Consider the following 18463-nt stretch of genomic DNA (forward strand, 5'->3'; position numbering starts at 1 on the left):
TCTTAACCTCTTACTTCTTGTCGGCCTTAGGCGCTGCCTTCTTGGCAGGAGCCTTCTTGGCTGGAGCTTTCTTCGCCGCCGGCTTCTTCTCGGCTGCTGCCTTAGGCGCTGCCTTCTTAGCCGGAGCCTTCTTCGCAGCAGGCTTCTTGGCCGCTGCTGGTTTTGCTTCAGCGTCTGCCTTCTTAGGCGCAGCTGCCTTCTTCGGTGCAGCCTTCTTAGCGCCTTCGCCTACATCGGTGATGCGCAGCAGCGTCATCTGCTGGCGGTGACCGGCTTTGCGACGATAATTGTGGCGGCGGCGTTTCTTGAAGACCACAACCTTTTCGCTCTTTGCCTGAGCGATGATTTCAGCAGAAACCGTTACCTTTGAAGCGTCAGCAATCTTGTCGCCTTCGCCAGCGAGCAAAACGTCGCCCAGCGTCACGGTATCGCCCGCTTCACCAGCGAGTTTCTCGACTGCAATCTTGTCTCCGGCGGCAACCCGGTATTGCTTGCCGCCTGTGCGCACTACTGCGAACATGGTCGTATCACTTTCAATCTTGTGCTGTGCCTTCTCACCCGTGGAAAAGGCGCGCCCGACGCCCCGCACAATGCGGGCCGCCGGAAAGAAGCGTGCCGTTAAGGGAAGAGCGGCTCCAAGTCAACGCCAGATCGCCTGTTTTTGCCTCCTCGCGCAAGATAGTCGCAATCCTTTGGAAACAGGCAACGCGAAGCTCTAGCCTTGAAGCTTTACTCTGCTATCATCGCGACACCATGGTCGTAAATGTTTCTCGACACCTGATGGCGAGTGCAGCTCTTGCGCTTCTGCTTACCGGCTGCGCTGGCGCGAGCGATCGTTACCCCTCGCTTGCCACGCGCGATATCGAGCGGGTTTCAGGCACATTTGAGCCCGTTGCAGCGAGTGATGCGCAGCTAACCCCCGCCCTAGCCCCCGCCAATCAGGCGGAGCAGCTCCAGAGCCTCGTCGCACAGGCGGCAACCGCCCATGCGGCTTTCATGACGGCTGTTCCCGGAACACGCGCTGCAATTGCCCGGATCGGTGCAAAAGAGCCTGGCGACAAGAGCTGGACCGATGCCCAGATCGCGCTGGCCGAGCTCGATTCGCAGCGAAGCCGCGCGGCTATCGCTTTAGGCGACCTTGATCTGCTCTATGCCAATGCGAGCGTGGATTTCGTTGAGCGCGAAGCGATCGCCGAAGCGCGCGCAAATGTACTTGCGTCCGTTCATCAGGAAGACGCAATTCTTATAGAGTTGAGAGGGCTCGCCGACCGATGAACCTAGCTTGTGCTGAATGCCCGGTCCGCGAAAGCGCTGCATGCGCGGTCCTGACAGCTGAAGAGCGTGCTGCCTTGGCAGCAGCAGGGCGCACACGCGTGTTGAAGCGCGGCGAACTGCTGTTTGCAGCAGGCGATGAAGACACGGCCTGTGCCACTCTCGTCACAGGAGCGCTGAAGGTCGTTGCATACGACGTCGATGGTAACGAGCAGATCCTCGCTTTGGTGCATCCATCAGGCTTTATTGGCGAGATGTTCACGCCCTTTGCACAGCATGACGTGGTTGCACTGACGGAAAGCCAGCTTTGCACCTTTGCCAAGGTCGATATGGAGCGCGCTGTGCTCGACCACCCTGCCCTCGCGGTGGCACTATTCCGGCGGAGCCAGGAAGATCTGCATTCGGCGCGCAGCATGCTTGAATTGACCGCGCGCGCTAGCGCGGAGGCAAGGCTGGCCGCCCTGATTCATGACTTCGCTCAAGCGGCAAGCGATTCGCCATGCCACCTTGCCGCCAAGTTTGATCTACCGCTGACGCGCGGCGAAATGGCCAATATGCTCGGTCTGACTATCGAGACTGTCAGCCGCAAGCTGGGTGAGCTGGAAGACATGGGCGCGATATTGCGCAATGGAAAGCGCGGGATCGAACTGGTCGACCCCGCGCTCCTGCAGTCCCTCTCCGGGAAGGAATTGGGTTAGGCGGATCGGCCTAAACGGTTGCGGCTATCATCACCACCGCAAGCCCCCAAAGCACGATCAGGACTGGCAAGATTAGAACTTGGATGGCAGCATCGCGGGGAGCGAGGCGACCGGTGTTGGTCATGATGCCTTCGCTGGCGAAGCGGGATGCGCTTTTCGCAGCGCTTTTGTGGTCCGGCTTCAAACGGGTCCAGATCGTCGGGATGGCGAACCCAGCCACGATGAAGAAGGCGAAAATCGCCATCGGGATGATGAGGCCCGGCGTCGAGAATGCCGCGGCCATGATGCCAAGGAAACCGATATAGCAAGCGACTGTCGCGATGTAGAGACCGCGCGGCAGCTCGAATGTGCGATCGACCACGACCTGCTTGACCGGCGCTTCAACGATGCGGGCCTTTTGATCAATAAGCTCGGTAGAAATGAGTCTGGACATGATGATTGCTCCTTCGTTGGAGCCTTTGTGTCCGAACTGCGATTCGCGCGCTTTGATCTCAATCAAACGCGGCAGGAATTCATCTCATTTCCAGCGCTCGAGGTCCGCATAGTCCTCAGACCGGGGCTCGATCCACCGCCAGTGCCCGTCTTTTTTCTCGCGCTTCCAGAACCACGCGGCACTCTTCAGATGATCCATGCAGAAATCGACGGCGTTGATGGCATCGCGCCGGTGCTTCGCGGCCGCTGAAACACAGACGATTGGCTCGCCCGGATGCATCACGCCAATGCGATGGACCATGAGCAGACCCATCAGGTCAAAACGGGCGAAAGCCTTGTCCGCCAGTTCCTCCATGCTGGGCAGCGTGAGCGGTTCGTAATGCGATAGCTCAAGCGCTTCAATGCCCACTTCGCCGCGTACTTCACCTACGAAAGTGCAAACGCCACCCAGCCCCGGATTGGCATTGGTGAACGGCCCAATCAGGGTTCCGGGATTGAATGGTTCAGTCAGCAGGCGTATGTCGCGCATGGCTCAGCCTCCGGATACAGGCGGGAGCAGCGCGACTTCATCACCATCCTGCGCCGCCAGCGCGGTCTTGTCCGCCAGCACGCGCCCAGCGCAAGCCACATTGACACGCTCTTCCTGTAATTGCCCGGCGACTTGCGGACCGACGGCTGCGAGCAGTCCTTGCCAATCAAGCGGCGCTGCAACTTCGCGGCTTTCTTCGCCCGCAAGATCGCGCAAGGGGCCAAGAAAGACGATCGTCACTGCCATCACTCAGCCGCCCGTCATCGACATATGGCGCGGCAAGTGCGGTTCCTGCCCGCGCTCGGAAATCTCAAAGAAGTGCCGTTCCGGCTTGATACGCATCGCTTCATTGAGCGCTAATTCAAGCTCGCGCGCCGGATCCTCGGACCGCAAAGCCGCGCGCAGATCAACTCGCTCTCCGCCACCAAGGCACGGGTAGAGTTGCCCGGTCGCGGTCACCCGCAAGCGGTTGCAGCTCGCGCAGAAATTGCCTGTGAGCGGCGTGATAAAGCCGAGCCTCCCGCCAGTTTCGTCGATATCGACATAGCGCGCAGGCCCGCCCGTTGAGTGATCGATATCCTTGAGGTCCCAGCGTTCTTCCAGGCGTGCACGCACAGAAGTGAGCGGAAGATAATGATCGATCCTGTCGCCATCGACCTCACCCAAAGGCATGACTTCGATCAGCGTCACATCATGGCCTTGCCCATGCGCCCACGCGATCAGGTCCGCGATTTCGTCTTCATTGATGCCTTTCAGTGCGACAGTGTTGAGCTTGACCTTGAGCCCCGCATCCTTTGCAGCAGAAATCCCTTCCAGCACTTGCGGCAAACGGTCGCGACGCGTCAGCTCTGCAAAGCGCGCTCGGTCCATTGTGTCGAGCGAGATATTCACCCGGCGCACGCCGGCCTTCGCCAATGCGTCCGCATGCTGGGCGAGCTGGGTTCCATTGGTCGTCAGCGTGAGCTCATTCAGGCCAGCTCCCAAATGCCGACCCAGAGCCGGAAACAGATCGCCGATATCGCGCCGCACCAAGGGCTCACCGCCCGTAATGCGTATCTTGTCCACACCGCGCGCGATGAAGCCAAGCGAGAGTTGATAGAGCTCTTCCAGGCTCAGCACATCTTTGCGCGGCAAGAAGGTCATCGCCTCGGGCATGCAATAGGTGCAGCGTAGATCGCATCGGTCGGTCACAGAAAGCCGCAGGTATGAGATTCGCCGCTGGAACCCGTCCACTAACGGACGCACTGGCGCTTCAGCCAGCAGCATATCAGGTTTGCGGGTGGAAATCTCAGTCATTGAAGGGGCAATACTGCCCTGTGACACCCGGGGCGCGCAACAGATAATCGAGCAATTCTGCTCCGCTCTCTTCGCTTGCGCCGATCACATTGACGCGAAGCGGCGCGTATTGACGCGCGAGATCACGGGCGAGCGTCCGCCGCCAGTCATCATGGTCCTTGCCAGCAGGTGGCAAATGCACCGTGAGAACCTGCGTCTTCCCGTCTTCCAGGATCTTGCAGGCATCGGCCATATGGTCCGCATAGAATGCGCGCGATGCATCCAGCGGTGTTATCGGCAGTTCAGCGACTTCCAGCACCGCTGAGCCGTGCTCGGGCGGCGCAGCGCTCATTTGCGCTCCCGGTGAAGCGTGATCCCGATCTTTTCGCCCGCTTCGGCAATCGCGAGCTTCACGATCTTCACAGTGATCGCTTCAATCCGACTGTCCTGCACGAACAGCGTTTCGCAAATGTGGTCCGCGACCGCTTCGATCAGCTTGAAATGCACGCCTTCAGGCAGCGCGTCAGACGCTGCGAATTTCAAATCCATATAGTTCTTGCTCGCTTCAAGCGGAGTGTCTGGCTCGTACCGGTCCTCGACCTTCAGCTTGACCTGAATGGTAATGCGCAGCGGCTGTGGCTTACCGGTCTCTTCGGAATAGATCCCGGTCAGGACATCATGTTCGAAGTCTGCGACTTCAAGAATTAGCGAATCACTCATGCGGGACCCTTAACTGTTATTCGACCAACGCGCGAAGATGGCTGTAGGAAGCGCTCGCGCGCCTTCCCCAGCTTCCTGAACCGCCAAGTCGCCATGCTCGATTGTACCGGGAAGATCAGCGAAATGCTCCGCCAGCAAGCCGCCTAGCGACAGGCTGCTCATGCGGACTGCATACACCGTAAGGAACAGGAAACGGCTCTCCGCATCGAGCAGCTTGCGGCAGTCCGCGATGAGGCTGGGAAGCCCCTCTTCCAGTCGCCATGTCTCGTTCTTGGGTCCCCGTCCAAATTTAGGTGGGTCAAGGATGATTCCGGCATAGCGGTTTCCGCGTCGCACTTCGCGTGCCGTGAACTTCGCAGCGTCATCGACGAGCCAGCGTATGGGCCGGTCCTCCATCTCGGAAAGCGCTGCGTTTTCGCGCGCCTGCGCAACAGACTTCTTTGACGCATCGACATGCGTAACGCGGCCATATTGGCTCAGCGCAAGCGAACCCACCCCGGTGTAACCGAACAGGTTGAGCGTTTCCGCGTCCTCACGACCTTCCAACCTTTCTCCCATCCAGTCCCATACCGGCGCCATATCCGGAAAGAACTGCAGATGCCGGAAAGGCGTGGGCTGCACGGCAAACCGCACATCATGCCACATCGCCTGCCACCCGCTTTCAGGAACTTCCGGCGTAAGCTGCCAGCGACCGCCACCATCTTCGTCGGAGCCGGGAATAAACTCGCCATCCGCTTGCCATTCCGCGAGCCGAGGGCTCCACATCGCCTGAGGTTCAGGCCTGATGAAGCGAAAGCCGCCGAAGCACTCCAGCTTTCGGCCATGGCCGCTATCAAGCAGGTGGTAGTCTTCCCAGCCCTCGCCCGCCATGAGCACAGATTGAGCTTGTAGATCAGCCATCAGGCAGCAGGGGCGGCGTGCTCCGCCACAAAACTGCGAACCGCGTCATATTCACCCGGCAGGCTGGTAAAGGCCTCTTCCCGCGAAAACAGATCACCGACACGCTGCGGCAAGCCTGGCCGCGAGCCTGTTGCACGCTCCACCGCATCGCGAAACTTGCCCGGATGGGCCGTCGCCAGCGTGACGATTGGCACAGACGTATCCAGCGCGCTTTCGCGCGCTGCGTGGAGACCCACGGCTGTATGCGGGTCAAGGAGCTCGCCGCACATCTCATAGGCCCAACGCAGGGCTCGGGCGGTGTCGTCCTGATCAGCACGTCCGCTGGTGAACTTGGCCGCTGCGCCTTCGCGCTGCGCATTCGTCAGCTGCATCGCGCGGTTCTTCTCAAAGTCGGCCATTTGCTTTGCCATGGCCCCGCCATCGCGCCCGCCGACATCGAACAACAGCCGCTCGAAATTGGAGCTGACCTGAATATCCATGCTCGGCGTGACGGTCGGCGTTACAGTTCCTGTCGAGTAATCGCCACTCGTGAGAGCGCGGTGGAGGATGTCGTTGACGTTGGTCGCAACGATCAGCTGCTCTATCGGCAGGCCCATACGCGCGGCCACATGGCCTGCAAACACGTCACCAAAATTGCCGGTGGGTACACTGTAAGCGGCGGCACGATGCGGCGCGCCGAGCTGAAGTCCGGCGGCAAAGTAATAGACCACCTGCGCCATCAACCGCGCCCAGTTGATCGAGTTCACCGCACCGATATTGTAACGCGAATTCATGTACGGATCGTTGAACATGCGCTTCACCATCGCCTGCGCATCGTCGAAACTGCCATCAATCGCGATGTTGAAGACATTGGGCGCGCGCACCGTCGTCATCTGGCGGCGTTGAACGTCGCTGACCCGGCCCTCCGGGTGAAGCATGAAGATGTTCACGCCTTCGCGCCCCGCAACGGCATTGATCGCCGCGCTGCCTGTGTCACCACTCGTCGCGCCGACAATGGTGAGGTTGCTGCCGCGCCGAGCCAGGAAAGTCTCGAAAAGCAGTCCGAGCAATTGCAGCGCGACATCCTTGAACGCCAGCGTCGGCCCGTGGAACAGCTCTAGCAGCCACTGACGCTCATCGAGCTGGACGAGCGGTGTCACGGCCTGATGCGCGAAACTCGCATAGGCTTTTTCGCACAGATCATGCAGTTCGGCCTCGGTAAGACTACCCGCCACAAATGGCGACATGACCCGGGTGGCAAGCTCGGCATAAGGAAGGCCGACCATCGCTGCGATATCGTCCGCTGTAAACTGGGGCCATTCGCTCGGCACATAGAGCCCGCCATCGCGGGCAAGTCCTGCGAGCGTCACGCCTTCAAAGTCGAGCGTCGGAGCGCTGCCTCGGGTCGAGATATATTCCATCGTGGCTGGCGGTTAGCGGGGTGAGAGGATCAGGGCAAGAAAGGAGCGCTACTGCCGCATCAACCTTCTTCTTCCTGGCGTGCCTTCAAACGGCTCTGAATCGCGAACCAGTAGATGACCAGCGCCGTCAGCGCGAAGAAGAACCACTGCCCTGCATAGGCCAAGTGGTTGTTGGGAAGATCACCGGGATCTGGCTTCGCTAGGGGCTGGAGGCCGGCGAGCGACGGATCGGCGACGATCCGGCCATTCTGATCGACCACGCCGGTGATCTCGCCGCCAATCCATTCAGGCGGATTAGGGTCTCGCGCCCAGCCTAGCTTAACTTCGACGGGATCGAGATTGCTAAGTGTGCATTTAGCGATAATCGCCCAACCCTTTGCGCCGCGGTCGCTCGTCCCAGCAGCGCTGCGGATGCCGTCAATGCGGCTGCAATCAAGCGACACCTGCTGAAAGCGCAGATCAATCTGCCACGTCGAAGTGCTGCTTGCGGAAATGCGGGTAGCCGGCTGCTCCGCATCAATCGCGGAATATTCCGCAATCAGCGCTGCTTTCTCATCAGCACGGCCCAATTGCCATACGCCTAGTGCGACCATGATCGCGGCGGCGGCCACAACAACAATTGTCGGGATGACGGGAAGCTGGCGCAGGTTCATGATTCTTTGTCGTCTATCGCTTCGCTATTTGAGGCGAAGTCCTCAGAAGCACCATTGCGCCGCTCATAGCACGCGTAGAGAAATACGATTTTGAACAGCCGCAAGCTGCCGATCACTACCGCCACCGTCACCGGCAGCCACACGATCATCTGCAGAACCAGAGACGGTCGAAACGCACTGTCGATCCACCATGCGATGCCGATCAATCCCAGCGCGATGATCATTGTGAGCAGGCCGACAAAGCGCCCGCCCCCTTCAAGCTCGCTGAAATCGAGCCCGCAGCTTGTGCACTTGTCAGCGACCTGCGCGGGTGCATCGAAAACAGTGCGCACGCCGCAGCGCGGGCACATACCGAAAAGGGCTGCCTGAGTTACCCCCGGCAGCCCCTTCTTTGTCTCAGAGCTTGCGCCCTCAGCCATTAATGTACCGGTGCGCCCCAGCCGCCCCAGATGTAGACGGCGATAAATAGGAACAACCACACTACGTCAACGAAGTGCCAGTACCATGCAGCCGCTTCGAAACCGAAGTGCTGGCGCGGTGTGAAGTGGCCCTTGTAAGCGCGGAACAGGCAAACGATCAGGAATATCGTGCCGACCAGAACGTGGAAGCCGTGGAAGCCGGTCGCCATATAGAATGCGGAGCTGTAGGTGTTCTGACCGAACACGAACGGCGCGATGGAGTACTCGTAAGCCTGGATCGCTGTGAACAGCGCGCCAAGAGCAATCGTCGCCCACAGCCCCTGCTTCAGACCTTCGCGGTCACCATGGATCAGCGCGTGGTGCGCCCATGTAACAGTCGTGCCGGAGCAAAGCAGGATAAGTGTGTTAAGTAGCGGCAGCGAAAACGCATCGAGCACTTCCATGCCTTCTGGAACCAAGGTTCCGCCTTCTGTAACGCCCTCAGAGATGAACAGGTTTGTCGTTGCTTGCTCCGCCGTGCCCGCGGCGGCAACCACGAGCGGTTCAGGGAACAAGGCGAAGTCGAAAAACGCCCAGAACCAGCCGACAAAGAACATCACTTCAGAAGCAATGAACAGGATCATCCCATAGCGCATGTGCAGCTGCACAACCGGCGTGTGATCGCCGCCTTCCGCTTCGCGAACGATATTCGCAAACCAGCTGAAGAAAGTCGCGATCAGGCCAGCAATGCCGAGACCCAGAACAACCGCCCACCCGCTCATTTCGTGCATGTAGAAAACCATGCCGGTGGTGAAAGTCAGTGCCGACAGCGAGCCAATCAGCGGCCAGATATCGGGCTCTAGAATGTGATAATCGTGGTTCTTTGTACCAGCCATCGGTTTTTCCCGTTCAAGTCTTCAGGCAGCCTTTAATGTCCCACGCCGCCTCGGTCCAGAGAGTAATCCCCCGCGTTTACGAGCCAGCCTCTGTCTCGACATCGCGTGCGCGGTGGAAAGTATAACTAAGTGTGATCTGTTCAACGCCATCCATCGCTTCATCTTCAAGCGCTGCCGGGTCGATGAAGTAGAGCACCGGCATGTGCACTTCCTCGCCCGGCTGCAGCGTTTGCTGCGTGAAGCAAAAGCACTGGATCTTGTTGAAATGAATGCCAGCCTGCTCAGGCTCGACATTGAATGTCGCAGTGCCTGTAATCGGCACGGACGAATTGTTCTTCGCAACATAGGTCGTCATGTCGCGCACGCCAATCTGGATTGTATCGGTCGGCTGCGACGGGCGAAATTCCCACGGCACACCGCGCGCTAGCGAGGCATCGAAGCGGATCGACATTGTCCGGCCTGCAGCACTCGCGCTTGCGAGCTGTTCAGCGGCGTTTGCCTCTGCTTCGGTTGCCTGCTGCGTCGTCCCGCCAAAACCTGTCACGCGGCAGAACAGATCGTAAAGCGGCACAGCGGCATAACCCATGCCCAGCATCGCGAGCGCGCCCGCAAAAGCGATCAAGCCGACTTTCTTGTTCTGGTTTTCCAGCTGCGGAGTTGCAGTTGCCATTGCCTACTCCCCCATCCGCACGATGGTGATCATATAAAACAATACGACAAAGAACAGCAGCACGCCGCCGAGCACAAGATTTCGGCTCTTCTGGCGGCGACGGATTTCGTTTTCTTCTTCAGGCGTCATGACGTCAAACTTCAATCGATCAAATCAAGCCGTAACTGGCGGCGTAGCGATCCACGACCAAGGCTGCAAACAGCGCGAACAGGTAGAGAATCGAGAAACCGAACAAGCGCTTTTCCGGCTTCATTGTATCTTGCGCTACTGATTGCCGGAAGGCGACAGGAAACGAAAGCGCAAGGAAAGCAAAGGACAGCGCAAGGCTTGCAACACCGTAAATCGCGCCCGTCCCGCCGATTAGCCACGGCGCAACCGCGACCGGGATTAGAAGGATCGTGTAGGCCAGGATCTGGCGGCGAGTCGCTCGCTCGCCTGCGACAACGGGCAGCATCGGAATACCGACCTTCGCATAGTCAGTCTTCACGAACAGAGCGAGCGCCCAGAAATGCGGCGGCGTCCACATGAAGATGATTGCGAACAGCAGCACCGGCATCGCGGTAACTTCGCCCGTAACGGCAATCCAGCCAATCATAGGCGGGAAGGCCCCTGCCCCGCCGCCGATCACGATGTTTTGCGGCGTGCGCGGCTTGAGCCAGATCGTGTAGATCACAGCGTAATAGACGATCGCCACGGCAAGGATTGCAGCGGCCAGCCAGCCCACTGCAACGCCCATGACGACGACGGAAGCGGCGCTCAGCAGGATGCCAAAGTCGCGCGCGTCAGTCTTTTGCATACGCTGCGAAGGAAGCGGACGTTTGGACGTGCGCTTCATCCCGGCATCAATATCTGCTTCCCACCACTGGTTGAGAGCCGCCGAGCCACCTGCACCAAGCGCAATACAAAGGATCGCGGTAAAGCCGATCACGGGGTGAATCGTGCCAGGCGCAGCCAGCAGCCCGCAAATGCCGGTGAAGATCACCAGCGTCATCACGCGCGGCTTCGTCAGCGCGAAGAAATCGCGCCAATCGGCGGGCATGGCTATGGTTGCAGGCTGAGTCATGGGGTTGGTCATAGCATAGTTCTCTAAAGGCGCTTTAGCCAGTCAATCAGTATGGCATTCACCTGTTCCGGCTTTTCTTGCTGCGTCCAATGGCCGCAACCATCGAGGATGTGACCTTCAACCTTCGGCGCGAACGCTTTGGTGAGGCCGACAGGGTCAGTGGTCGCACCGAAAAGGAAGGTCGCCGGATCGCGCATTCCGCCGATAAACAGCGCAGGTTGCTCGATTTGGCGGTTCTTGAACTGCTGCAGCCATTCGAAATCGCGCACATGATTGCGATAGCGATTGAGCGGACCGCGAAAGCCCGACTGCTTGAACTCAGCCTCGTAAAAGTCGAGGTCTTCAGACGTCAACCAAGGCGTTTCGACCGGCTCGGGCAATCCTTCGAGGAAAGTCGCGCCCAAAGGCTTTTCCCAATAGTCACCGGGCGGGACATCGCCGCTGATCGAATACATCATTCGCGCGACCCAGTTACGGGGATCGGCCTCGGCTTCTGCTTCCGCGACGCCCGGCTCCTGAAAATAGTGCTGGTAGAAATAGCGCCCTTGCGAGGTAAAGACTTCTTCATAGACCTCGGTGAAGGGCCGCGCAGGAACGCCCGCAAAGGGCACAGACATCGCCGCGACCGCGCTGAAATGCTCTGGATTGGTGAGCGCCGAATTCCAGACGATTGGCGCACCCCAGTCATGCCCGATCAGCACAGCCGGTTGATCCGGTGCAAGTGCTTGGCGCAGCCCGACAAGGTCGCCAACCAGTCGCTCCATGGCGTAGGCTTCGATTGGCTCCGGCTTGTCGGAGCCGCCATAGCCGCGCACATCGATCGCGCAGGCCGTGTAGCCGGCCTCTGCCATTGGCCCCAGCTGATTGCGCCAGCTATACCAACTCTCCGGAAAGCCGTGCACCATGATCGCAAGCGGCGCGGTGCCTGCCTCTGCACCTTCCATTGCGCAGCGAAGGGTCACTTCCCCGCAATCAACTTGGCGCATAGTAGGCATGATCGGTTGGTCTATCTCTCTTATGCGAACGGCCGATCCTCTGAAGGGACCGGCCGCACACATTCAGCAAATGAGCTGCTGATCAGGCCTTGGCAGGCGTATGATCGTGATAATCGTGATGATCCTCGATCACGGGCAGCGTTTCGAACTGGTGGAATGGCGGCGGGCTGGACAATGTCCATTCCAGCGTCGTCGCACCTTCACCCCAATAGTTGCCGGCTGCTTTCTTGCCAGCGGTGAACGCGTAGACAAGGTTTGCGAAGAAAAGCAGCATCGACAAGGCCATGATGTAGTAGCCGAAAGAGCTGACTTCGTTCCAGAAGCTATAGGCTTCTGTGAAGTCTGGATAGCGACGCGCCATACCCTGCATGCCCAGGAAGTGCTGCGGGAAGAAGATCACGTTCACGCCGATGAAGAAGCCCCAGAAGTGCAGGTGCGAGAGAAGCTCGGAGTGCATCCGGCCGCTCATCTTCGGGAACCAGTAATAGAAGCCGGCAAACAGCGAGAACACAGCGCCCATCGACAGCACGTAGTGGAAGTGTGCTACCACATAGTATGTGTCGTGGAGGTTATCATCGATACCGCCATTCGCGAGGACCACGCCGGTTACACCGCCAACGGTGAACAGGAAGATGAAGCCCATCGCCCAAACCATCGGTGACTTGAATTCAAGGCTGCCGCCCCACATCGTGGCGATCCAGCTGAAGATCTTCACGCCGGTTGGAACCGCGATGACCATGGTCGCAGCGGTGAAATACATTTTCGTGTTAACGTCGAGGCCGACCGTATACATGTGGTGCGCCCACACGATGAAGCCGACAACGCCGATTGCGACCATTGCGTAAGCCATGCCGAGATAGCCGAACACCGGCTTACGGCTGAAGGTTGCAACGATCTGAGAGATCATGCCGAAGCCCGGCAGAATCATGATGTAGACTTCCGGGTGACCAAAGAACCAGAACAGGTGCTGGTAGAGGACAGGGTCCCCGCCGCCTGCTGGATCGAAGAAGGTTGTCCCGAAGTTACGATCTGTCAGCAGCATCGTGATCGCAGCTGCCAGAACAGGCAGAGCGAGCAGCAGCAGGAAGGCTGTTACAAGCACTGACCATACGAACAGCGGCATTTTATGGAGGGTCATGCCCGGCGCACGCATGTTGAAGATGGTCGTGATGAAGTTGGTCGCACCAAGGATCGAGCCTGCGCCCGCCAAGTGGAGCGAGAAGATCGCGAAGTCGACCGCTGGACCTTGCGAGCCGGTCGTCGAAAGCGGTGCGTACACCGTCCAACCAACACCCGCCCCGAGGCCTGTGCCACCCGGCACAAACATAGAGAACAGCAGGCTCAGGAAGCCAGCAACGGTCAGCCAGAACGAGATGTTGTTCATCCGCGGGAACGCCATGTCCGGCGCGCCAATCATCAGCGGGACAAACCAGTTACCAAAACCGCCGATCATCGCAGGCATGACCATGAAGAAGACCATGATCAGACCGTGCGCTGTGATAAACACATTCCACATGTGGTAGTTCTGATCCATCGACGTGCTGTCACCGCCCATCAGATCGACCCAGAACTGAAGATACTGAATGCCAGGCTCAGCCAGCTCCAGACGCATGATGCCGGAAATCGCACCGCCGATGATCCCCGCACAGATCGCGAAGATCAGATACAGCGTACCGATATCCTTGTGGTTGGTTGACATGAACCAGCGGGCGAAGAAGCCCGGCTTGTGGTCCGCATGCGTGTCATGGCTCTCGTGGTGAGCGTCAAAGCCTTCTGCGGTGGTTGCCATCGTATCGTTCTCTCTGGTCTAATTCTTTATCAGTTACGCAGCCGGAGCAGCTTCGGCTTCGCCGTCAGCGCTCGCTTCTTCAGCAGGAGCAGCTTCTGCCACCGTTTCACTTCCAACGGTGCCGCCCTGCTCAAGCACCCACGCTTCCCATTCATCGCGAGGAAGCGCTTCTACGACGACCGGCATAAAGCCGTGACGCGCGCCGCAAAGCTCGTAGCACTGGCCATAATATACGCCCGGCTCTTCGATCGTCAGCATACGCTCGTTCAAGCGACCCGGCACTGCGTCCATCTTGAACCACAGCGATGCCACACCGAATGAGTGGATCACATCCGCCGCAGTTGTCTGAAGACGGATTGGCGTGTTTGCCGGTACAACCATGCGGTTGTCGACAGCGAGCTGATTTGGCTCACCGTTTGCAAGCGCCTCTTCCGGCGTCAGCATGTTCGAGATGATCTCGAAATCGCCATTGTCGGGATATGAATAGCCCCAGTACCACTGATAACCGGTCGCTTTGACGGTAATCGCTTCGGCTGGCGGCGTCTCATACTGGCTACGCAGCAGCGTGATTGACGGAACAGCGATAACCACAAGGATCAGGGCTGGAATTACCGTCCATACAACTTCGACGAGCGTGTTGTGGGTCGTCTTCGAAGGCGTAGGGTTGGCTGCGCGGCGATAGCGAACAACCACCCAAAGCAGCAGACCAAGGACGAAAAGGCTGATCACAGTGATGATCGGAAGCAATACCGCGTCATGCATCCACAGGGCGTATTCACCGTCAGCTGTATACTGATCCTGGAAGGTCAGGCTCTTCCACGGATCGGTTTCGTATGCCGTTGGCATGCCTTTACCTGCCTCTGGCTCCATCGGCACGTAGCCAGCGGTCGGCTCAGCTTCGACAGCAACTTCCTCTGCTGCGTCCTGAGCCAATGCCATTTGCGGCGTCAACGCCAGCACAGCAGCCATTACCAATCCTGCGATGAGGAAATATGCGCGATTAAGGGTGTGACCCAATACCATCGAATAAACGCTTTCCGCTTGCGTGGCCGAAACCACTGTCTTTCTCAACAAGCCGCGAGACATCGTTCAACGCTTGAAAACCCGACCACGACCATTCACTTGGCATCTCTGCCAAGAATTGCACGCCCCTATAGGCCCGCTTGCCGCATGCCTCAAGCGCTTCTAGGGAGAAAATTATGCACCGTTCGGTGAGAGCAATGCAATCCGGCGCAATTGAAAGAGAGTTCACGAATGACTGAAGAAGAAGTGCTGTCCGAGTTCCGCAGCTGTGGAGCCTTGCTCGAAGGGCATTTCAAGCTCTCATCAGGGCGGCACAGCGCGCAATATCTGCAATGCGCACGGGTGCTGATGAATGGCGAGCGGGCAGGCAATCTAGCCCGGGCGATCGCGCAGAAGATCCCGCGCGAGATTCGCTCCGAAGTGGATGTGGTTGTTTCCCCAGCAATGGGCGGGCTTATCATCGGCCATGAAATGGGCCGCGCGCTGGGCAAGGACGCGATCTTCCTCGAGCGACCTGACGGTGTGTTCCACTTGCGACGCGGATTCGCGCTTAAGCCGGGGGCAAAGGTGCTGATGGTTGAAGACGTTGTAACCACAGGCCTTTCCAGCCGCGAAGCCATCGAAGCTGTTGCGCGCGAAGGCGGTGAAGTCATCGCAGAATGCGCATTGGTGGATCGCTCCGCAGGCGAAGTGGACCTGGGCGTGCCGTTCTTCCCGCTCATGGCTCTAAGCGTGCCAAGCTACGCGGAAGACGAGCTTCCGCCAGAGCTTGCAGCAATCCCCGTGACCAAGCCGGGAAGCCGCGCCGCATGAGCACGCACAAGCTTCGTCTCGGGGTCAACATCGATCACGTTGCGACCATCCGCAATGCGCGCGGCGGCGATCACCCCGACCCTGTGCGCGCGGCTGAAATCGTCGCTAGCGTCGGGGGCGACGGCATTACTGCGCACCTTCGCGAAGACCGCAGGCACATTCGCGACGATGATTTGAAGCGCATTCAGGAAGCAACTGACTTGCCGCTCAATCTCGAGATGGCAGCAACAGAGGAGATGCTGGAAATCGCCTTGCGGCACAGGCCGCATGCCGCCTGCATAGTCCCGGAAAAACGCGAGGAGCGCACCACGGAAGGCGGACTTGATGCGGCCGGATTGCATAACCAGCTCGCACCGATCGTAACCCAGCTTGCCGATGTTGGCATTCGCGTCTCGCTTTTCATCGAAGCGAACGAACGTCAGCTCGACGCAGCGCTGCGTTTGGGCGCGCAAGTGGTTGAATTTCATACCGGAGAATACGCGCACGCTTTTCTCGACGGTGACAGCGAGAAAGTCGCGAGCGAATTGAAGCGCATTTCCGACATGGCTGCGCTCGCAGTCAAAAACGGGATCGAGCCGCATGCCGGCCACGGCCTGACCTACGAAAACGTCCAGCCGATTGCCGCGATCCCGCAGCTGGCTGAACTCAATATCGGGCACTATCTCGTTGGTGAAGCAGTGTTTGTAGGGCTGGAGAACGCGGTTCGCCGGATGCGCGATTTGATGGATGAAGCGCGCTGAAAACGGCCATCAGAGACACCCCCTAGATAGATCGAGATAACCCCGAGACCGTGACAGATCACCCGCAACTCACCCCGCAACAGCGCAGATGGGCCTTAGCTGCGGCAATACCGTTTTTGCTGAGCCTCGCGCTGCTGGGATATGCTATTGCGAAACAGACGCTGCTCGCCTTTGCGATTGGCTGGCCGATCCTACAAGTGTTCGGCTACGCGATGACGTTGCGAATCGCGAAGGGTGACTTCAGTCATGTCCTGGTCAAAGGTCAGGTCATGCTGCACGTGATGGCGCTGGGTTTGTTGGTGGCGGTTTTGGCGAGGGCGTCTTGAAGCTGATCTTAAGCGCGTCAGAGACAAGACCATGACTTCGGAAAAGTTCACGTTTTTTTGGAATGGTCCGTTCTCACAGTGGTACAAGTCACCCTTCACGATCGATGGGCAGTATTACAACACAGCTGAGCAATACATGATGGCGGAGAAGGCTCGGCTATTCGGTGACGATGAAGCTTTGGGCAAAATTCTCGAAGCAACAGACCCTGCCGTGCAGAAAGCATGGGGTCGGAAAGTCAAAGGCTTTGATCAGGAAAAGTGGGAGAAAGCGCGCTCGGAGATCGTTTATCGCGGAAGCCGAGCCAAGTTCACCACACACAGGGACTTGTTACAAATGCTGCTCGACACGGAAGGAACATCGCTCGCTGAAGCCAGTCCTGTCGACACCATCTGGGGGATTGGCTTAGCGGCAGATGCCAAGGACGCTTCGGATCGCTCCAAATGGTTGGGCCAGAATTTGCTTGGCGAAATCCTCCAAAATCTTAGAGACGAGTTGCTTGAAGAACAGCGCGGTGAAGGGATCCCCGAGCTGGTGGAACGAGCAAGACGGAAGGCGAAGAAATGATCATCGGGCTTGGTTCGGACCTGTGCAATATCGAGCGCATCCAAAACTCGATCGATCGTTTCGGCGAGCGGTTTGAAAACCGCGTCTTCACAGAGATCGAGCGTGCCAAGGCGCGGCGGCGTCCCTACACCATCGCCGGAACCTATGCGAAGCGCTTCGCTGCCAAAGAGGCCTTCAGCAAAGCCGTGGGCACGGGTTTTCGCCGCGGGGTGTTTATGCGAGATATCGGCGTGATAAACGCGCCTTCTGGTGCGCCAACGCTCGCTTTGGCCGGTGGTGCTGCAATCCGGCTTGCAGAATTGACGCCGGACGGCCATGAGGCGCTCATTCATCTCACTCTCACCGATGATCATCCATGGGCGCAGGCCTATGTGATTATCGAGGCGCGTCCGCTTTAGTTCATCCCCCCTCACCGAAAAACGAAATCCTCGCTGTGTCCAAAGACAAATCCAAAGCTTCTGAAAAGGTTGACTGGTTCGCGGAGCTGCGCGGCCTTGGCCTGATGCTGCTCGCCGTGCTCGCGTTCCACTCGCTTGTGGCAAAACCGTTCTACATCCCGTCAACATCCATGATGCCGAGCCTGTTCGTGGGCGACCGGCTGATCGTCAGCAAGTACCCCTATGGCTGGAGCTGGGCTTCGGTGAGCTTCCATGTGATGCCGCGATCCGACTGGCGCGTCTGGGCGGATACACCTGAATATGGCGATGTCGTGATCCCCGTGCATCCCGAGCGCGACGAGGATTACATCAAGCGCGTGGTCGCGCGTCCGGGTGATACAATAGCCGTCGAGAACGGCCGGATTATCCTCAACGGACAGATGGTTCCGCGCGAACAGGTTGCTGACCTGCGGATACCTTTTGAACCAGAGCTCACGTGCCTGGACGGCGGCCAATGCCTGGATGATTTCCAGCGCTTCCTCCAGCGCGAAGCGGACGGCAAGGAGTATTTCGAGATCCCGGCCTATCGCGAGACGCTGCCCAATGGCGCGAGCTATCTGATCATCGATTATTACGAACAGGATCTCGACAATTTTGCCGAAATCACTGTGCCTGAAGGCCATGTCTTCGTGATGGGCGATAATCGCGATCATTCCGCTGACAGCCGCGCAACGCTTGAACGCCAAGGGCTTGATGGCGCTGTTCCGCTGGAGAATATTGGCGGCCGCGCGGAATTCATCACATTCTCGCTCGATGGCTCGACCGGCTGGAACCCCGCCACATGGTTTTCCAGCCTGCGCCCCGAGCGCGCATGGACGAGCCTTCGTCCGACCATCATTCCTCAAGGCGAAAGCGAAGCAGACTAAGCC

26 protein-coding genes are annotated in these 18463 nt (G+C 58.6%); 8 read left to right on the forward strand and 18 right to left on the reverse strand.

The window, feature by feature from the left end:
• Positions 1-10 precede the first annotated feature (10 nt).
• Positions 11-520 carry a 50S ribosomal protein L21 gene (gene rplU, locus HUO12_RS06320; protein WP_176272780.1) on the reverse strand — a complete coding sequence of 170 codons (510 nt, stop codon included), beginning with the start codon at positions 518-520 and terminating at the stop codon, positions 11-13.
• A 260-nt stretch (positions 521-780) separates the two neighbouring features.
• Between rplU and HUO12_RS06325 the strand changes: the two genes are divergently transcribed.
• Positions 781-1275 (forward strand): hypothetical protein, encoded by a 495-nt coding sequence (locus HUO12_RS06325; RefSeq protein ID WP_176272781.1) that lies wholly within the window; start codon positions 781-783, stop codon positions 1273-1275.
• Positions 1272-1970 (forward strand): Crp/Fnr family transcriptional regulator, encoded by a 699-nt coding sequence (locus tag HUO12_RS06330; protein WP_176272782.1) that lies wholly within the window; start codon positions 1272-1274, stop codon positions 1968-1970. Before HUO12_RS06325 ends, HUO12_RS06330 begins: the two co-directional genes overlap by 4 nt.
• 10 nt (positions 1971-1980) lie before the next feature.
• Here HUO12_RS06330 and HUO12_RS06335 read toward each other — a convergent pair whose 3' ends face one another.
• From HUO12_RS06335 to coxB, 17 genes are all read right to left on the reverse strand, one after another.
• Entirely contained in the window at positions 1981-2403 is a 423-nt protein-coding gene (locus HUO12_RS06335) for a hypothetical protein (RefSeq protein ID WP_176272783.1), read from the reverse strand.
• A gap of 84 nt (positions 2404-2487) precedes the next feature.
• Positions 2488-2931 carry a molybdenum cofactor biosynthesis protein MoaE gene (locus HUO12_RS06340; RefSeq protein ID WP_176272784.1) on the reverse strand — a complete coding sequence of 148 codons (444 nt, stop codon included), beginning with the start codon at positions 2929-2931 and terminating at the stop codon, positions 2488-2490.
• 3 nt (positions 2932-2934) lie between these two features.
• Entirely contained in the window at positions 2935-3177 is a 243-nt protein-coding gene (locus tag HUO12_RS06345; protein ID WP_176272785.1) for a MoaD/ThiS family protein, read from the reverse strand.
• Between the two features lie 3 nt (positions 3178-3180).
• Positions 3181-4227, reverse strand: coding sequence for a GTP 3',8-cyclase MoaA (gene moaA / locus HUO12_RS06350; protein WP_232367321.1), 1047 nt, complete (start codon positions 4225-4227; stop codon positions 3181-3183).
• Positions 4220-4558 carry a Rossmann fold domain-containing protein gene (locus HUO12_RS06355; protein WP_176272786.1) on the reverse strand — a complete coding sequence of 113 codons (339 nt, stop codon included), beginning with the start codon at positions 4556-4558 and terminating at the stop codon, positions 4220-4222. Before HUO12_RS06355 ends, moaA begins: the two co-directional genes overlap by 8 nt.
• Positions 4555-4926 carry a dihydroneopterin aldolase gene (locus HUO12_RS06360; RefSeq protein ID WP_176272787.1) on the reverse strand — a complete coding sequence of 124 codons (372 nt, stop codon included), beginning with the start codon at positions 4924-4926 and terminating at the stop codon, positions 4555-4557. Before HUO12_RS06360 ends, HUO12_RS06355 begins: the two co-directional genes overlap by 4 nt.
• Before the next feature lie 9 nt (positions 4927-4935).
• The gene (locus HUO12_RS06365; protein WP_176272788.1) at positions 4936-5826 is read right to left on the reverse strand and encodes a class I SAM-dependent methyltransferase; all 891 of its coding nucleotides are present in this window, start codon (positions 5824-5826) and stop codon (positions 4936-4938) included.
• On the reverse strand, positions 5826-7226 hold the full coding sequence (thrC, locus tag HUO12_RS06370) for a threonine synthase (protein ID WP_176272789.1): 1401 nt from the start codon (positions 7224-7226) through the stop codon (positions 5826-5828). Before thrC ends, HUO12_RS06365 begins: the two co-directional genes overlap by 1 nt.
• A gap of 59 nt (positions 7227-7285) precedes the next feature.
• Positions 7286-7879 (reverse strand): SURF1 family cytochrome oxidase biogenesis protein, encoded by a 594-nt coding sequence (locus HUO12_RS06375; protein WP_176272790.1) that lies wholly within the window; start codon positions 7877-7879, stop codon positions 7286-7288.
• Positions 7876-8298, reverse strand: coding sequence for a DUF983 domain-containing protein (locus tag HUO12_RS06380; RefSeq protein WP_232367322.1), 423 nt, complete (start codon positions 8296-8298; stop codon positions 7876-7878). Before HUO12_RS06380 ends, HUO12_RS06375 begins: the two co-directional genes overlap by 4 nt.
• Positions 8298-9173, reverse strand: coding sequence for a cytochrome c oxidase subunit 3 (locus HUO12_RS06385; RefSeq protein ID WP_176272791.1), 876 nt, complete (start codon positions 9171-9173; stop codon positions 8298-8300). Before HUO12_RS06385 ends, HUO12_RS06380 begins: the two co-directional genes overlap by 1 nt.
• A 76-nt stretch (positions 9174-9249) precedes the next feature.
• Positions 9250-9843 carry a cytochrome c oxidase assembly protein gene (locus HUO12_RS06390; RefSeq protein WP_176272792.1) on the reverse strand — a complete coding sequence of 198 codons (594 nt, stop codon included), beginning with the start codon at positions 9841-9843 and terminating at the stop codon, positions 9250-9252.
• Between the two features lie 3 nt (positions 9844-9846).
• A complete protein-coding gene (locus HUO12_RS06395; protein ID WP_176271650.1) occupies positions 9847-9987 on the reverse strand; it encodes a hypothetical protein in 141 nt (46 codons plus the stop codon).
• Positions 9988-9991: 4 nt separating this feature from the next.
• Positions 9992-10906: a heme o synthase gene (locus tag HUO12_RS06400; RefSeq protein ID WP_176272793.1), complete on the reverse strand. Its 915-nt coding sequence runs from the start codon at positions 10904-10906 to the stop codon at positions 9992-9994.
• Between the two features lie 23 nt (positions 10907-10929).
• On the reverse strand, positions 10930-11901 hold the full coding sequence (locus tag HUO12_RS06405; protein WP_176272794.1) for an alpha/beta fold hydrolase: 972 nt from the start codon (positions 11899-11901) through the stop codon (positions 10930-10932).
• A gap of 82 nt (positions 11902-11983) precedes the next feature.
• Complete coding sequence (ctaD, locus tag HUO12_RS06410) at positions 11984-13690, reverse strand: cytochrome c oxidase subunit I (RefSeq protein ID WP_176272795.1); 1707 nt, start codon at positions 13688-13690, stop codon at positions 11984-11986.
• Positions 13691-13723: 33 nt separating this feature from the next.
• A complete protein-coding gene (coxB, locus tag HUO12_RS06415; RefSeq protein WP_332310378.1) occupies positions 13724-14659 on the reverse strand; it encodes a cytochrome c oxidase subunit II in 936 nt (311 codons plus the stop codon).
• 285 nt (positions 14660-14944) lie between these two features.
• Between coxB and pyrE the strand changes: the two genes are divergently transcribed.
• From pyrE to lepB, 6 genes are read left to right on the forward strand one after another with little or no spacing between them, the layout of a single operon-like run.
• The gene (pyrE, locus tag HUO12_RS06420) at positions 14945-15526 is read left to right on the forward strand and encodes an orotate phosphoribosyltransferase (RefSeq protein ID WP_176272796.1); all 582 of its coding nucleotides are present in this window, start codon (positions 14945-14947) and stop codon (positions 15524-15526) included.
• Positions 15523-16266, forward strand: a complete 744-nt coding sequence (locus tag HUO12_RS06425) for a pyridoxine 5'-phosphate synthase (protein WP_176272797.1) — start codon at positions 15523-15525, stop codon at positions 16264-16266. The genes pyrE and HUO12_RS06425 overlap by 4 nt, the downstream gene beginning before the upstream one ends.
• 50 nt (positions 16267-16316) lie before the next feature.
• The gene (locus tag HUO12_RS06430; protein WP_176272798.1) at positions 16317-16592 is read left to right on the forward strand and encodes a pyridoxal phosphate biosynthetic protein; all 276 of its coding nucleotides are present in this window, start codon (positions 16317-16319) and stop codon (positions 16590-16592) included.
• Positions 16593-16623: 31 nt separating this feature from the next.
• On the forward strand, positions 16624-17157 hold the full coding sequence (locus tag HUO12_RS06435) for an NADAR family protein (RefSeq protein ID WP_176272799.1): 534 nt from the start codon (positions 16624-16626) through the stop codon (positions 17155-17157).
• Entirely contained in the window at positions 17154-17555 is a 402-nt protein-coding gene (gene acpS, locus HUO12_RS06440) for a holo-ACP synthase (RefSeq protein ID WP_176272800.1), read from the forward strand. Before HUO12_RS06435 ends, acpS begins: the two co-directional genes overlap by 4 nt.
• Positions 17556-17590: 35 nt before the next feature.
• Positions 17591-18460: a signal peptidase I gene (lepB, locus tag HUO12_RS06445; protein WP_332310379.1), complete on the forward strand. Its 870-nt coding sequence runs from the start codon at positions 17591-17593 to the stop codon at positions 18458-18460.
• The last annotated feature ends 3 nt before the right edge of the window (positions 18461-18463 follow it).

This window comes from Altererythrobacter lutimaris, assembly GCF_013371495.1.
GTDB lineage: Bacteria > Pseudomonadota > Alphaproteobacteria > Sphingomonadales > Sphingomonadaceae > Erythrobacter > Erythrobacter lutimaris_A.

Excerpts from the sequence above, each read along its gene's own strand:
- rplU (WP_176272780.1), bottom strand. The coding sequence starts at position 520 with ATGTTCGCAGTAGTGCGCACAGGCGGCAAGCAATACCGGGTTGCCGCC.
- HUO12_RS06325 (WP_176272781.1), top strand. The coding sequence starts at position 781 with ATGGCGAGTGCAGCTCTTGCGCTTCTGCTTACCGGCTGCGCTGGCGCG.
- HUO12_RS06330 (WP_176272782.1), top strand. The coding sequence starts at position 1,272 with ATGAACCTAGCTTGTGCTGAATGCCCGGTCCGCGAAAGCGCTGCATGC.
- HUO12_RS06335 (WP_176272783.1), bottom strand. The coding sequence starts at position 2,403 with ATGTCCAGACTCATTTCTACCGAGCTTATTGATCAAAAGGCCCGCATC.
- HUO12_RS06340 (WP_176272784.1), bottom strand. The coding sequence starts at position 2,931 with ATGCGCGACATACGCCTGCTGACTGAACCATTCAATCCCGGAACCCTG.
- HUO12_RS06345 (WP_176272785.1), bottom strand. The coding sequence starts at position 3,177 with ATGGCAGTGACGATCGTCTTTCTTGGCCCCTTGCGCGATCTTGCGGGC.
- moaA (WP_232367321.1), bottom strand. The coding sequence starts at position 4,227 with ATGACTGAGATTTCCACCCGCAAACCTGATATGCTGCTGGCTGAAGCG.
- HUO12_RS06355 (WP_176272786.1), bottom strand. The coding sequence starts at position 4,558 with ATGAGCGCTGCGCCGCCCGAGCACGGCTCAGCGGTGCTGGAAGTCGCT.
- HUO12_RS06360 (WP_176272787.1), bottom strand. The coding sequence starts at position 4,926 with ATGAGTGATTCGCTAATTCTTGAAGTCGCAGACTTCGAACATGATGTC.
- HUO12_RS06365 (WP_176272788.1), bottom strand. The coding sequence starts at position 5,826 with ATGGCTGATCTACAAGCTCAATCTGTGCTCATGGCGGGCGAGGGCTGG.
- thrC (WP_176272789.1), bottom strand. The coding sequence starts at position 7,226 with ATGGAATATATCTCGACCCGAGGCAGCGCTCCGACGCTCGACTTTGAA.
- HUO12_RS06375 (WP_176272790.1), bottom strand. The coding sequence starts at position 7,879 with ATGAACCTGCGCCAGCTTCCCGTCATCCCGACAATTGTTGTTGTGGCC.
- HUO12_RS06380 (WP_232367322.1), bottom strand. The coding sequence starts at position 8,298 with ATGGCTGAGGGCGCAAGCTCTGAGACAAAGAAGGGGCTGCCGGGGGTA.
- HUO12_RS06385 (WP_176272791.1), bottom strand. The coding sequence starts at position 9,173 with ATGGCTGGTACAAAGAACCACGATTATCACATTCTAGAGCCCGATATC.
- HUO12_RS06390 (WP_176272792.1), bottom strand. The coding sequence starts at position 9,843 with ATGGCAACTGCAACTCCGCAGCTGGAAAACCAGAACAAGAAAGTCGGC.
- HUO12_RS06400 (WP_176272793.1), bottom strand. The coding sequence starts at position 10,906 with ATGACTCAGCCTGCAACCATAGCCATGCCCGCCGATTGGCGCGATTTC.
- HUO12_RS06405 (WP_176272794.1), bottom strand. The coding sequence starts at position 11,901 with ATGCCTACTATGCGCCAAGTTGATTGCGGGGAAGTGACCCTTCGCTGC.
- ctaD (WP_176272795.1), bottom strand. The coding sequence starts at position 13,690 with ATGGCAACCACCGCAGAAGGCTTTGACGCTCACCACGAGAGCCATGAC.
- coxB (WP_332310378.1), bottom strand. The coding sequence starts at position 14,659 with ATGGCTGCTGTGCTGGCGTTGACGCCGCAAATGGCATTGGCTCAGGAC.
- pyrE (WP_176272796.1), top strand. The coding sequence starts at position 14,945 with ATGACTGAAGAAGAAGTGCTGTCCGAGTTCCGCAGCTGTGGAGCCTTG.
- HUO12_RS06425 (WP_176272797.1), top strand. The coding sequence starts at position 15,523 with ATGAGCACGCACAAGCTTCGTCTCGGGGTCAACATCGATCACGTTGCG.
- HUO12_RS06435 (WP_176272799.1), top strand. The coding sequence starts at position 16,624 with ATGACTTCGGAAAAGTTCACGTTTTTTTGGAATGGTCCGTTCTCACAG.
- acpS (WP_176272800.1), top strand. The coding sequence starts at position 17,154 with ATGATCATCGGGCTTGGTTCGGACCTGTGCAATATCGAGCGCATCCAA.